Source organism: Saccharopolyspora flava, from assembly GCF_900116135.1.
GTDB classification, from domain to species: Bacteria; Actinomycetota; Actinomycetes; order Mycobacteriales; family Pseudonocardiaceae; genus Saccharopolyspora; species Saccharopolyspora flava.
Genome location: NZ_FOZX01000002.1, coordinates 309,116 through 322,543 on the forward strand (window position 1 = coordinate 309,116; position 13,428 = coordinate 322,543).

Sequence of the window (13,428 nt, forward strand, 5' to 3'; positions counted from 1 at the left end):
CGACAGCCGACCGGGCGAATCCGCAGGGTTCGTCGGGTCGAATACCGCAGGTTTTGACCGGTCGAAAACTGCGGTATTCGACCGGTCGAAAACTGCGGTATTTGACCCGATGAAAGTGGCGGGTTTTGACCGTGGGGGTCAGGAGGTGGCGAGTTCGAGGGTGGAGCCGTGGCGGGACTTGCGGACCCGGAGGCGGACCGCGATGCGCTGGCGCATCTCCTCGACGTGGGAGACCAGGCCGACGACGCGGCCGCCCGCGCGGAGTTCGTCGAGGGTGTCCATGACCAGGTCCAACGTGTCCGCGTCCAGAGTCCCGAAGCCCTCGTCGATGAACAGCGTGTCCAGCAGCGCACCGCCGGTCTCGGCCGCCACCACGTCGGCCAGGCCCAGGGCCAGCGACAGCGACGCCAGGAACGACTCGCCGCCGGAGAGCGTCTTGGCCGGGCGGACCTTGCCGGAGTAGTCGTCGAGGACGTCCAGGCCCAGGCCGCCGCGAGTCCCGCGCGCGCCCGCCGCGTCGGAGTGCACGAACGAGTAGCGGCCGTCGCTCATCCGCTGCAGGCGGCGGGTCGCCGCGATCGCGATTTCCTCCAGCCGGGCCGCCAGGACGTAGGCGCGCAGCGACATCTTCCGCGCGTTCTGGCCGCGCCCGTTGACCACGTCGGCCAGCGCCTCCAGCTCGGCGTGCTCGGCCATCGCCGGCCCCAGCTCCGCCCACGCCTCCCGGAGCCGTTCGCCCAGGTCGGAGAGCTCGGTGTGCCGGCGCTCGGCGGCGTGCGCCGCGGCCGCCGCGCTCTCGGCGGCCGCGGTGGCCGTGGCGGCGGCCTCGGTCGCCTGCTCCAGCCCGACCTCGGTGTCCGGGTCGACGCCGAACAGGTCCGCACCCGCCAGCGCCTCGCGGGCACCGGCCGCGCGGCGGTCGACCTCCGCGAGCGATTCCTCCAGCTCGGCGAGTCGCCGCTCGTCGCGCTCGGCGGCCAACGCCGCGTCGGTGTCGGCGAAACCCGCTGCGGTGGCGGCCTCGGCGAGGGCCGCGCGAGCCTCGGTCAGGCGCTGCTGCGCGTCGTCGCGCGCGGTGCGGGCGGCGACCAGCCGCTCCAGCCGGTCGGCGACGTCGAGCAGGTGCGCGCGGCGGTCGGCGATGCTGTCGAAATCGCCGCGCCCGTCCCGCAACCGCGCCTCGCGCTCCTCGATCGACGCGGTGAGCGCGGTGTTCTCGCTGCGCGCGGCCGCGATCCCGGTGCGCAGCGCGGAGATCTGCTCGCCCAGCTCGTCGGTGGCCGCTTCCAGCTTCGCCAGCTCGGCCTCGCGCTCGGCCAGGGCCGCAGCGGTGTCGTCGAGCCGCTTCCGCTCGGCGCGCAGCTCCTCCAGCTCCTCGGCGAGCGCGGATTCGGTGTGCTCGCCGAGGCGTTCGCGCAGGGTGGCGAGCTGCTGCTCGGCCTGCTGGGCGGCGCTGGTGGCGCGTTCCCGCTCGGCCTGGGCGCGCTGCTCGGCCGTCTGGGCCGCCTCCTCGTCCTCGGCGCGCACCTGGTCGTCGACCGGCTCACCGGGAGCGGGGTGCTCGGCGGAACCGCAGACCGGGCACGGTTCGCCGTCGGCGAGCCGGGCCGCGAGCTCGGCCGCCATGCCCGCCAACCGCCGGGAACGCAGGTCCTGCAGCACGTCCCGGGCCTGCTGGTGCGCGTCGACGGCCTGCTGCGCGCGAGTCCGGGCCGCGTCGAGTTCCCGCTGCGCGGCGGGGATCTCGCGGGCGGTGGTCAGCAGCGCGGCGACCTCGGTGCCCCGGGTGCGGACGGTCTCCAGCCGCAGCCCGGCGTGCTTTGCCTCCTCGACGCGCGCCCGGGCGGCGGTGATCCGGTCCGGCAGGCCGTCGCGCTGGGCCACCAGCTCGGTCTCGCGCTTCTCGTCGGCGGTGATCCGCTCGGCGAGCTCGGCGAGCTTGCGGCGGTCCGATTCCTGCTGCTGCGCCTCGGGAATCAGCTGTCCGAGCGCACCCGCCCGCTCGCGCTCGGAGTTCGCGCGGGCGCGCAGGTCCTCCAGCGGCGCCTCGGGTTCGACCCCGCAGCGCGACGCCCAGGTGACGACCTCGGCCTGCGCCCGGTCGCGTTCCTGCTCGGCGCGGTCGGCGGTGCGGCGGGCCGAGACGACCGGGATCGCGCGGGTGGCGGCCTCGCGTTCGGCGCGCCACGCCTCGTGCTCGGCGCGCTTCGCGTCGATGTCGGCGAGCGTCGCGTTGGCCTCCCGCACGCGGCGGACCTTGTCGGCGAGCTCGCGGCGCTCGGTGCGCACCGCCTCGGCCGCGTCGCGTTCCCGGCGCAGGCGGGTGAGCTCGGCGCGGCTGTTCTCCAGGTCACGCAGCGCCTGCTTCTCGATGTCCTCCAGCCAGTTCGCCTCGCCGACCTCGGACACCTGCTCGACGCCCGAGACCTGGGAGACGCGCGCGTTGAGCTCGCGGACCCGCTGCGACTGCTCCTCCACCGCGCGCCCGCGCTCGCGACGCCGGTCGACGAACCAGCGCTCGACCTCGCCGAACCGCTCGGTGCCGAACAGCCGCTCCAGCAGCTTCTCCCGCTCCCCGGTGTCGGCGCGCAGGAACTTCGCGAACTCGCCCTGCGGCAGCATCACGACCTGGAAGAACTGGTCGACGCTCATCCCCAGCAGCCGCTGCACCGTGCGGCCGACCTCGTCGATGCGGGTCAGCGGCTCCGGAGACTGGCCGTCGGGCGTGGTCCCGACCCAGGTCAGCGAGGCCTTGGCCTGCTGGGTGGTGTAACCGTCGCCGCGCTTCTTCGGGCGCTGGTACTCGGGGCTGCGCTCCAGCCGCAGCCGCTGGCCCTGGATCGTCAGCTCCAGCACGACGCTGGTGTTGACCTCGTCGGCGGCGGTGTCGCAGCGCAACCGCTTGGCGTCGTTGCGCGCGCCCGGGACCGAGCCGTAGAGGGCGAAGGCGATCGCGTCGAGCAGCGTGGTCTTGCCCGCTCCGGTGTCGCCGTGCAGCAGGAACAGGCCGTCGGCGCCGAGCTGGTCGAAGTCCACGACCTGGTGGTCGTTGTAGGGCCCGAAGGCGGTGACTTCCAGGCTGTGCAGCCTCATTCGGCCCCCTCGGCCGCGGTGACCGCGTGCAGCGCCTCGTCGAGCAGCGCACGTTCGGAATCGGTGGGTTCGGCGCCCCGGCAGTCCTCGACGAACCGGGCGGCCAGCGAGTTGTCGTCGCGGCCCCGCACGATCTCGGCGTAGCGCAGCGGCGCGGTGGCCTTGCCGGTGGCCGGGCGCCACTCCAGGTGCACGGCGTGCGGGAAGCGCTCCTGCAAGCGGCGCATGGCCTCCAGCGGGCGGACCTCGTCGGTCAGGGTCGCGGAGACGTAGCAGTCCTCGGCGGCGGTGTGCTCGGGGTCTTCCAGGAGCTCGTCGAGCTCGCCCTCGATGGTGGCCAGCTCGCGGGGCACGGGCAGCTCGCGGCGCCGCACCTCGGCGAGACCGTCGGCGTCGAGGTCGACCAGCCACACCGATTTGCGGTGCGCGGCCTCGGAGAACGAGTAGGCCAGCGGGCTGCCGGAGTAGCGCAGGTGCTCGGCGAGGGTCTGCGGACCGTGCAGGTGGCCGAGCGCCACGTAGTCGACGCCGTCGAAGACCGCGCCGGGCACCTGCTCGACGCCGCCGACGGCGATGGTGCGCTCGGACTCGCTGCCCTCTCCGCCGGTGACGAAGGCGTGCGCGAGCACCACCGACCGGGTTCCGCGCGGGCGCTCGGCGAGGTCGGCCCGGATGCGGTTCATCGCCTCGGTGAGAACCGCTGTGTGGCCGCGGCTTTCGATATCCTCGCTGGCTCCGGCGACGTCCGCGCTGGCCTTCAGGGCGTGCTTGGCGGGGTCGGGTTCGAGGTACGGGATGCCGTAGAAGGCGACCGGGCCGTGCTCGTCGTCGAGCAGGACCGGCTCGTGCAGCGCGTCGATGCGGGTGCGCAGGTGCAGGCCGCCCGCGGCGGCGAAGTCGGCGAACGCGCCGACGCGCGGCGCGGAGTCGTGGTTTCCGGAGGTGATCACCAGCTGGGCGCCGGCCTCGCGGATGCGGGAGAGCACGCGCACGCAGGTCTGCACCGCTTCGCCGGAGGGCACCGCGCGGTCGTAGAGATCGCCGGCGACCACCACGACGTCGACCTGCTCCTCGGTCACCAGCTCGGCCAGTCCGCCGAGCACGGCTTCTTGATCTCCGAGCAGGTCACGGCCGTGGAAGGTCCGCCCCACGTGCCAGTCCGAGGTGTGCAGTACCCGCATGACCACCAAGCTAGCGGCGCCCCGATCACCCCGTCCCAACCCCCCAGGACACTCCGGCGTGTCGCACCGCAGCGTGATCCGCTGTTCACCGGAAGCGATCAGGGGTCACCTGGCCGAGTGGGGATCTCCCTGCGCGGCGAGGTGATCTTGTCGGCCCGTTGCTGGATGATTCGGGGCAGTCGTTCCCGAGGGAGGTCGTGTGGGCACCGGAGTGCTGGTCGCGTTCGTCGTCGTGCTGATCCTGCTGGTCGCGGCGGCGCTGTTGCTGATCTGGCGGCTCTACAGCGACAGCGCCCGCAGAGCCGACGAGGCGCTGCGGATGGTCGAGGCCGAGCGGGCGCGCAGCACCGCCCAGCAGGCGGCGTTGCGGCGCTACGAGGTCGCGTTCGCCTCCATCACCGGGCGCGGCGAGCTCGGCGAGCAGGTGCTGGTGGAGACCGCCCGGTCGCTGGGGTTGCGCGAGGGCATCCACTTCACGCTGCAGACCGACCTCGCCGGTGGCGGCGCGGCCCGGCCGGACATGGTGCTCGAAGTCGGTGGTGGGCGGCAGGTCCCGGTCGATTCCAAGGCGAGCCTGGCGGTGTGGGCCGAGGCGATGGAGACCGACGACGCCGAGGAGCGCGCCGACGCGCTGCGGGTGCACGTCCGCAACATCCGCTCGCGCGCGACGGAACTCGCGAGCAAGGGCTACCAGCGGTGGGCGGACGCGATCTACGGCTCGATCATGTTCGTGCCCTCCGACGCCGCCGTGATCGCCGCGCTCGACACCGACCCGCAGCTGCTGTCCTGGCTGCTCGGCAAGCGCGTGTTCCTGTGCGGCCCCACGGGTTTCGCGGTGCTCGCCTCGGCGGCGATGTTCGCCTCGACCGAGCGCACGCTGGCCGAGGACATCGAGCAGGTCCGCGCCCAGGCGGTCCGCTCGCAGCGCGCGGCGGGCAACGCGGTCGAGGCGGTCAACCTCTCCAGCACCCACCTGCAGCGCTTCGTCTCCGCTCGCCGCCGCGAGCTCGACGCCCTGGAGACCTTCCGCAACGCGGTCCAGCCCCTCGCCGAGACCGCCTCCTCCGGCGAGCTCCCCGAACTCCGCCGCGAAGAAGACGCCTCCCTCAACGGAAACGATTCCTCCGACCCCACCCGGAACTGAGCGGTCCTCCTGCGGCGTGCCCTCCCGGGCCGCGAACAGTTTTAGCCATAATTGTCCCGACATTTCGGACATTAATCATGGGCAATTATGACTAAAACTGTCCACTGCCTCACACGTGCGCGCGCACGAAGACGTCGAGGGCATCCACGATGAGCGACACCTGGGGGCCTTTCCCGAAGCCGTGGTCGAGGCCCTGATACGGGTGCATCTCGGCGGTGACGCCGTGAGCGCGCAGCGCTGCCGTGAAGTCGAGGCTCTGGTCCAGCGGCACCAGCGAATCGGCCGTGCCCTGCTGGATCAGGAACGGCGGCTCGTCGCCGGAGAGGTTGCGGGCCGGGCTCGCGGCGTCGGCCACGTCGGGGCAGTCGACCGGCATGCACCCGAGCAGCCCGGTGATGGCGCGCCGCGCGTAGTCCTGCAGCTGCGGGTGCGCGTGCTGGGCCTCGGCGCTCAGATCCGTCGGCCCGAACCAGTCGACCACCGCCCGGATCCCGGTCAGCCCGCCGCCGGGCGCGCCCGGCTCCCCGGCGACCGCCCCGAGCTGCGAGACCAGGTGTCCCCCGGCCGAGGCACCCCAGAGAGCGACCCGGTTCGCGTCCAGCCCCCAGCGCCCGGAGTTCTGCTGCAGCCAGCGCACGGCATCGGCGACGTCGACGACCTGCGCGGGCGAGCGCGCCACCCCGCTCAACCGGTAGTCCACAGTGGCCACAGCGTAGCCGCGCTGCAACAACCGTTGCGCCGCAAGAGCTTCTGGCGAGAGCGGATCGGCGTCGAGCGTCCGCTCCCCCGCGTCCCAGCCACCGCCGTGCACGTACACGACCAGCGGAACCGCCTCCGCCCCTCGGCGAGGCAGGAACAGGTCCAACCGCAACGCCCCAGTCTCCCGCTGCGCGTACACCTGATGCCGGAAGACCTTCTGCGCGCCCAGATCCGGCGCGGGCGCAGCGGGAACCACATCGGCCTCCGACCGCGAACACCCGGCGATCACCACAACGGCCAGCAACACCAACCCGGCCGCGAGAACACGCCGCGCCACCACGACCTCCCACGACCTCACGTCAAGCCACTCGGACGAGTGAGCCTAACAAGGTCACGCGACTACCACTCGTGAACGCGAAAACCGGGGTTTTCGACCCGACGAAAACCCCGGTTTTTGACCAGGCGAATACCGCAGGTTTTGACCGGTCAAAAACCGCAGGATTTGACCAGGCGAATACCGCGGTTTTTGACCGGAGTCAGGGGGTGTGGTCTGCGGCGTGTTGTTCTGCTGCGAGGAAGTGGGTGATGCGGGTGGTGGCCTCGTAGAGGTCGCGGTAGTGGCCGTAGTAAGCGTTGTAGCGGTCGGTGTTGGCCGGGTCGGGACGGACCGTGTCGACGACCGGGTTCCAGTTGTCCGGGTCGATCGCCGCGCCGGTGCCGACGCCCGCGAGCAGGGCGTTCCCGTAGGCGGCGCCCACGGTCTCGGCCGGGATCTGCTGCTCCTGACCGGTGATGTCGGAAACGATCTGCGTCCAGAGACCGCCCTGGGTCCCGCCGCCGACCGCGACCAGGCGGCTCGCCGAACCACCCGCCTGCCCCATGGCCTCGAGGTTGTGGCGGACCCCGAACGAGATGCCCTCCAGCGCCGCCCGGTAGAGCTCGGCGCGCCCGTGCTCCAGCGTCAGCCCCGCCAGCACGCCGCGGGCCGACGGGTCGAAGATCGGCGTGCGCTCACCGGCGAAGTACGGCAGCAGCAGCAAACCCCGCGACCCGGCCGGGACCGTCGAGGCCTCCGAGACCAGCTGCGCGAAGTCGCCGTCGACGAGCCCGCGCAGCCAGTCGGTGACCGCACCGGAGGTCGCCATGCCCGCCGCCAGCGTGTAGGTGCCGGGGAACGCGCCGCAGGTTCCCCACAGCGCGGGGTGCGGCGTGACCTCGTCGAGGACCTCGACGAAGAACATCGTCGTCCCGTACATCAGCATCACATCGCCCGGGCTGCGGACGCCGACGCTGGTCGCCTCCGCCCACGCGTCGACCGTTCCCGCGGTGACCGGAAGTCCTTCCGGCAGACCGGTTTCCGCTGCGGCCTCGGCTCCGATGCGGCCGACGACCTCGGTGGGCCAGGCCAGCCGAGGCAGCGGCAGGTCGGGCGCGACGCGCGCGGCCCAGTCCGCCGACCAGTCCCGGGCGGTGAGGTCGTAGATCGGGTCGCACTGGCTGGCCGAGTGGTGGTCGAGCACGTACTCCCCGGTCAGCCGGTGCACCAGGTAGGAGCTGCACATCAGCAGCATCTCGGTGCGCCGGTAGACCTCCGGCTCGTTCTTGGCCAGCCAGCGGATCTTCGGCCCGACGGCCTGGCTGGACAGCGCCGAACCGCCCCGCCGCAGGATCTCCTCCGCCCCGAGTTCGGCGGTGAGCTCGTCGATCTCGGCGGTCGCGCGGGTGTCGACGCCGTAGAGGATCGCCGGGCGCAGCGGTTTTCCGCTGCCGTCGGCCGGCAGCAGCACCGGGCCGATGCCGCTGACGCCCAGGCCCGCGAGCTCGTAGCCCTCGGCCGCGGGCAGCAGTTCCCGGGTCAGCTCCAGGAAATCGGCCCACCACACGGCTTCCGCGTCGTGCTCCACCCAGCCCGGGTGCGGGTGCGAGGTCTCGTGCGGCCGGCTCGCCCTCGCCAGGATCGTGCCCGACGCGTCGACCAGCACTCCCTTGGAGCTGGAGGTGCCGATGTCGATGCCGAGCAGGACCGCGCGTGAGTGCTGAAGCCGGCCCGCACCGGCTTCAGCACTCACGACCCCGACCCCCGGCTCCACTCGTCCAGGCGAACGTCCAGCTGCTCGGCGACCGCCCGCAGCGCGGCGCGGTGATCACCGGGCACGGCGTGGATGTGGTTCGCGCCGAACTTCGACAGAAACACCTCTCCCGGCGCGTCCAGCCGCGCGAACGCGTGCGGCCACTCCGGCGTCGACTGGTCGACCAGCGTCTTGTTGGTCGCCTCGTCGTAGTTCTCGAACTCGCCCAGCATCATCTGCAGCCGGTACTCGCCGTTCTCCCGCGTCAACCGGCCGAGCGTCATCTCACCGGGTGCCGCGATGTGCTGCACCGAGGCGCCGCCTGCCGGGAAGAAGAACACCTCGGGGTAGAAGTTGACCTTCGCGAGGTTCTCGGCCGGGTCGTCGCTGCGCGCGGCGTACCAGGTGGCGTGCTGGCCGGAGTTGCACAGGTCCCAGATGTCGCGGTCGGCGTGGTAGTGCCGGACGTCGGCGAACAGCACGGGAGTCCCGGAGATGGCCTTGAACAGCTGCATCGTCAGCGCGCCGTCCATGTCGGCCTCGGTGGCGCACACGTGCGGCTGCTTCGGGCCGTTCCAGTCGTAGGGGTCGTTGAGGAACGCCTCGGTGACGTCCATCGTGGCGAAGTTCTCGGTCAGCTCGGGCTGGGCCTTGATGCCGGAGAAGCCGATGGCGCGCTCGTCGATGATGTCGCGAATCGCCAGGTAGGAGCGGATCTGGCGTTCCAGCAGCTCGGGCGTGAGCTTGTCGCCGTCGTAGTGCACCCCGGCCGCGTGCTGCTCGATCCACTCGCGGGCCTTCTTCGCCTCGGCCCCGTCGGCCTGCTCGGCGCGCAGCACCAGCTCGTACTGGTCGATCTCCTCGACGTCGACGCCGAACTTGCGCATCCACTGGTCGGTGTTGGCCACGGCGGTGTTCATGCCCATCGGGCGACCGCCGAAGCGGCCGAAGGTGGAGCCGTGCAGCGAGCTCACCGCGGCCGAGGCCTGCGCCTGCACGCCGATCGCGGCGGCCAGCTCGGCGTCGTCCGGGGCTCCCCAGGCGCGGGCGTGCTTGCGGCCGATCTGGTCCAGGGCGCCCCCGGCGGCGAGCATGCCGACCAGGCCCGGCTCGGTGGGGTCGGTGCTGGCGACCAGCACGAGCGGGCTGCGGGTGGCGTCCGCGGCCAGCATCGTGAAGTGCGGGAACGACCAGACCGCGTAGTAGAAGACGGTGACGTCGACATCGGCCGCGGCGACCTCGCGGGCGACGGAGACGGCCAGGGAGTTGGTGGCGACCAGATCGGCGCCGACGACGACCTCGTGCCCGGCCGCGCGCAGCGAGGCCACCAGAGCGTCCTGTTTGGACTGGATGAAATCCGCGTTGCGGGCGTGCACGTGACCACGCCCGTCCGAGATGCTGACGACACCGATGCGAGCCACAGTTCCTCCAAGTTCGCTTCACAGACGGCGTTGACTGCTGCAGAACCGGCGGTGCGCAGACGCCCGGTCGATTCACCTCGAAAACCTTGCGAACCAACGCGAGCAATCGTTTTCCCGGACGCTATTCTTGCGTGATACGGGCTGTCAAGGCGGGTGGCGCACCGTCACTCGCCCAGCGGTGAGGGAGGAAGCCGTGGCGACCATCAGCGACGTGGCCAACCGCGCGGGGGTGTCCACGGCGACCGTCTCCCGGGCCCTCAACGGCAAGGCGACCGTCGACCCGGAACTGGCCGCGCGCGTGCTCGCCGCCGCCGAGGAGCTCGGCTACCGGCCCAACGGCCCCGCCCGCAACCTGCGCAAGCAGGAGACCGCGGTGCTGGCGCTGATCATCTCGGACGTGGAGAACCCGTTCTTCACCGCGATCGCCCGCGGCGTCGAGGACGTCGCGCACGAGGCCGGGTACTCGCTGGTGCTGTGCAACTCCGACGACACCGCCGACAAGGAGCGCCAGTACGTCGACGTCGCCCTGCAGGAGCGGGTGGCCGGAGTGCTGCTCTCGCCCACCGGCAGCGCGGAGACCGCCGAGCTGCTGGCCCGGCACAGCACGCCGGTGGTGGCGGTGGACCGGCCGCTGCCGGACCACCCGAGTGACACCGTTCTGGTGGACAACCGGCTCGCCGCCAAGCACGCGACGCTGCACCTGTCCGGCCAGGGCTACGGGCGCATCGGCTGCCTCACCGGCCCCAGCGGCGTGCCCACGGCCGACGACCGGCTGGCCGGCTACCGCGACGGGCTGCGCGCGTCGAAGCTGCCCGGTTCCGCGTCGCTGGTGCGGCGGGCGAGCTTCAAGGCCGAGGGCGCGCAGCGGGCGGCCCACGCCCTGCTCACCCAGGCCGATCCGCCGGACGCGCTGCTGGTCGGCAACAGCGCCATGGCCGTCGGCGTGCTGGAGGCCCTGGCCGCGCTGCGCCTCAAGCCGGGCCGCGACGTCGGCGTGGTCGCCTTTGACGACGCCCCCTGGACGACGCTGCTGGACCCGCCGCTGTCGGTGGTCGCCCAGCCGGCGTACGACATGGGCGCTTTAGCGGCTCGGCTCCTCCTCGACCGCATCTCCGGTGACCGCGCGGAGACGTCCACCACGACCCTCTCGGCGCACCTGGTCGTCCGCGGCAGCTCGTCCCGGTGAGCGCGCCCCTCGCCACTGGGCAGTTTTAGTGAAAACTGTCCGCCCTCGATGCCCGAAATGTCCGGACAGTTCTCACTAAAACTGTCCTGCTCCCGGACCCCCGACGCCCCAGGACGCGAACCACGGCCCCCAGACCCCTGCCGGGATCCGGAGGCCGTGGTTGTTCGGTTTCAGCGGTTCTTCGGTTGTGGGGTGGTCAGTTCCAGTGCGGTAGGAGGCCTTGGTCCTCGGTCTCCGTGGGGTTGGAGGGAGTGGGGTCGCTGGGGTTGGACCGGGTCGGGTCCTGCGGGGCCGTGGGGACCGGCTCGGACGGCGGAGCCGTGGGGGCCGGTGCGGACGGCGGGGTTGCGGGAGTCGGCTGCTCGGACGGGAGCGGGGCCGGCGGGAGGGACGGGGGGACTTCCGGCCCCGAGGGGAGGCCGCCTCCCGCGGGGAGGCTGCGGCCCGCTGGGGCGCCGTACCAGTACGCCGTGGAGCTGTAGTCGCCCGGTTCGTCGTTGGCCGGGCCGTGCTCGATGCCCGCGACCAGCCCGTTGCGGAACGACACCGCATCCCCGGCCATCAGCCGATAGGCGCCGGTGCAGTCGAACTGGCAGCCGTCCTGGTTGACCTCGTGCGCCGGGTTGCCCGCCTGCGGCATCGAGAACGTGGTCCCGAACCGGAAGTACCAGCCGGACTCGTAGAAGTCCTCGGTGCCGGTGCCGTGCCAGGCCGGTTCCTGCGCGCCGTCGACGTAGAACCGCTCGTCGCCCTCCAGGTAGTTGCGCGGGTTGGCGGCGGCCAGCGGCGTGGAGTGCGGCAGCACGCTCGCCCGGGTCTCGTTGAGCGGGATCAGGCCGCGCATGGTGTGGCTGACCCCGTAGAACGTGCCCGCGCCGCCGGTGTCGACGAAGTTCCAGTCCTGACCGGGTGTCGTCAGACCGCGCTTGTGCGTGGCGTGGAAGTAGCCGCTGCCCGCGTCGACCCCGCCGGGGCCGGTGACGATCTCGGCGGTCGCCCCCTGGATCGGGATGCCGCCGCCGTTGACGATCTCCACCTTCGCGTTCTGGTTGAACGGCATCGGCCACCACGCGGTGTACCAGCCGTCCATGCCGGGATCGACCGAGCTCATCATGGTGCGCACGTCGTGCTCGCCGAGCCCGGTGCCGAAGAACTCGCCGATCGGGGCGTCCACCGTGGTCTGCCCGTCGAAGGTGATGCGCACGCGGGCGTTCTCGAGCACCGCGTCCGAGGCCGCGACCTGCTCCGGCGGGATCGCGTAGCGGCCGAGCAGCTGCGAGCGCTCGAAGACCGGGTTGTCGATCCGGTACCCGTGCGCGCTCTCCTCCCCCGGGTGCCCGGGGCCGAGGTCGAGCACGTCGGTGCGCACCCACTCGCCGTTGACCAGGCTCTGCACGTCGTAGCGGAACTCGTTGACGTCCAGCGACGAGGACACGAACCGGTTCTCGACGTCGATGGAGGACTGCCCGGCGGTGAGCTCGGCGGGCACGTCCAGCGACTGCACGCCCCACTGGCCCGGGGCGGCGGCGCCGCTGCGCCACTCCCCGACGGGCTGCCCGTTGACGGTGAGGCTCGCGACCTGGTCGGCGACCTGCGGGTCGAACCGCCGGATGATCCGCACGCCCTGGTTGTCGGGGGCGACCCGCATCCGGAACCGGCTGCCGCCGCCCTGGCCGAAGGCCATGCCGTCGTCGACGACCTGCGGCGCGGCCTGCACCTGCGGCAACCGCACCCGCAGCTGGTTGATCCGCGCCGGGCCGGACACCTCGGCCACGGTGTGCGAACCGCCCGCGGGCAGGTCGAAGTCGCTGCGCACCGGGGTTCCGCCGGAGGCGTTCTTCGGGTCGGCGACGCCGAAACCGCGCAGCTTGTCGAGCACGTCGGTGGCCGGGTCGCCGGGGTCGAAGGTCTGCACGCCTTCGGCGTCGGGGAAGGTCCGGTAGTTGACGTGGTAGAAGTCCGGGTTGTTGCGCACGGTCACGCGCATCGACTCGCGGAACGGCATCGGCACCTTGCTGACCACACCGCCCGCGGCGTCGTCGGCGTTGCCGACCAGCGGCCACTCGAACGGCGCGCCGAGCTTGCCGTTGACGAGGTCGATGAACGGGGCGTCGAGAACGGTGCGGCCGTCGAGCTCGACGACGATGTTGCCGGTGGCGGTGACGTCGCCCATCGGCTCGCGGGTGCTCCACAGCCCGGAGATCTCGCCGGGCCCGTTGTGCTCGGCGATGACGCAGCCCTGCTCCGATTCGCGCAGGCAGGAGTAGGTGCCCTCGAAACCGTCGTCGTTGCCGCCGGAGCGGTCGTAGCTGGAGAACTGGAGGGACTGCTCGGCGCCGCGCAGCCGCGGCATCCCGTCGAGGTCGCGGTAGGTGTCCCAGCCGACCGGTCCCTTGCTGGGCGGTGCGGGCTGCTGGGCGTGTGCTCGGACGCTCGCGAACCCGGCGTCGGCGACCACCGCGGCAGCGGCGAGCGAGAAGACACCCAGGTAGGCGGCGAGGCGGTGGGACCGCTTGCGGACGTCGCTTCGCGACGGTGCGGAGCGTGTTGTCATCGTGCTCGCCCTCCCCTGCGGACAGCTCTGTCCACAGCAGACAGTTCTGCCGCTGATTCCGGTTCCGGTGAATCGTGATGC

At 72.1% G+C, this 13,428-nt stretch carries 8 protein-coding genes; 2 read left to right on the forward strand and 6 right to left on the reverse strand.

The window, feature by feature from the left end; translation table 11 throughout:
• Positions 1 to 138: 138 nt before the first annotated feature.
• Entirely contained in the window at positions 139 to 3,093 is a 2,955-nt protein-coding gene (locus BM424_RS08325; protein WP_093415104.1) for an AAA family ATPase, read from the reverse strand.
• A complete protein-coding gene (locus BM424_RS08330; RefSeq protein WP_093415709.1) occupies positions 3,090 to 4,274 on the reverse strand; it encodes an exonuclease SbcCD subunit D in 1,185 nt (394 codons plus the stop codon). The genes BM424_RS08325 and BM424_RS08330 overlap by 4 nt, the downstream gene beginning before the upstream one ends.
• 199 nt (positions 4,275 to 4,473) lie before the next feature.
• On the opposite strand from BM424_RS08330, the gene BM424_RS08335 reads away from it, so the two are divergent.
• On the forward strand, positions 4,474 to 5,418 hold the full coding sequence (locus BM424_RS08335) for a DNA recombination protein RmuC (RefSeq protein ID WP_093415106.1): 945 nt from the start codon (positions 4,474 to 4,476) through the stop codon (positions 5,416 to 5,418).
• Between the two features lie 109 nt (positions 5,419 to 5,527).
• Here BM424_RS08335 and BM424_RS08340 read toward each other — a convergent pair whose 3' ends face one another.
• The 3 genes from BM424_RS08340 to BM424_RS08350 all read right to left on the reverse strand — a co-directional run bounded on the left by BM424_RS08340 (position 5,528) and on the right by BM424_RS08350 (position 9,607).
• A complete protein-coding gene (locus tag BM424_RS08340; protein ID WP_245775710.1) occupies positions 5,528 to 6,454 on the reverse strand; it encodes an alpha/beta hydrolase in 927 nt (308 codons plus the stop codon).
• Between the two features lie 199 nt (positions 6,455 to 6,653).
• A complete protein-coding gene (locus BM424_RS08345; protein WP_093415710.1) occupies positions 6,654 to 8,186 on the reverse strand; it encodes an FGGY-family carbohydrate kinase in 1,533 nt (510 codons plus the stop codon).
• Positions 8,183 to 9,607 carry an L-fucose/L-arabinose isomerase family protein gene (locus tag BM424_RS08350; protein ID WP_093415110.1) on the reverse strand — a complete coding sequence of 475 codons (1,425 nt, stop codon included), beginning with the start codon at positions 9,605 to 9,607 and terminating at the stop codon, positions 8,183 to 8,185. The genes BM424_RS08345 and BM424_RS08350 overlap by 4 nt, the downstream gene beginning before the upstream one ends.
• A gap of 193 nt (positions 9,608 to 9,800) precedes the next feature.
• Between BM424_RS08350 and BM424_RS08355 the strand changes: the two genes are divergently transcribed.
• Positions 9,801 to 10,793: a LacI family DNA-binding transcriptional regulator gene (locus BM424_RS08355; RefSeq protein WP_093415111.1), complete on the forward strand. Its 993-nt coding sequence runs from the start codon at positions 9,801 to 9,803 to the stop codon at positions 10,791 to 10,793.
• Positions 10,794 to 10,989: 196 nt separating this feature from the next.
• Here BM424_RS08355 and BM424_RS08360 read toward each other — a convergent pair whose 3' ends face one another.
• The gene (locus BM424_RS08360) at positions 10,990 to 13,347 is read right to left on the reverse strand and encodes a glycoside hydrolase family 172 protein (RefSeq protein WP_093415113.1); all 2,358 of its coding nucleotides are present in this window, start codon (positions 13,345 to 13,347) and stop codon (positions 10,990 to 10,992) included.
• Positions 13,348 to 13,428 lie beyond the last annotated feature (81 nt).

Coding starts and splice junctions, on each gene's coding strand:
- BM424_RS08325 (WP_093415104.1), bottom strand. CDS start 3,093: ATGAGGCTGCACAGCCTGGAAGTCACCGCCTTCGGGCCCTACAACGAC.
- BM424_RS08330 (WP_093415709.1), bottom strand. CDS start 4,274: ATGCGGGTACTGCACACCTCGGACTGGCACGTGGGGCGGACCTTCCAC.
- BM424_RS08360 (WP_093415113.1), bottom strand. CDS start 13,347: ATGACAACACGCTCCGCACCGTCGCGAAGCGACGTCCGCAAGCGGTCC.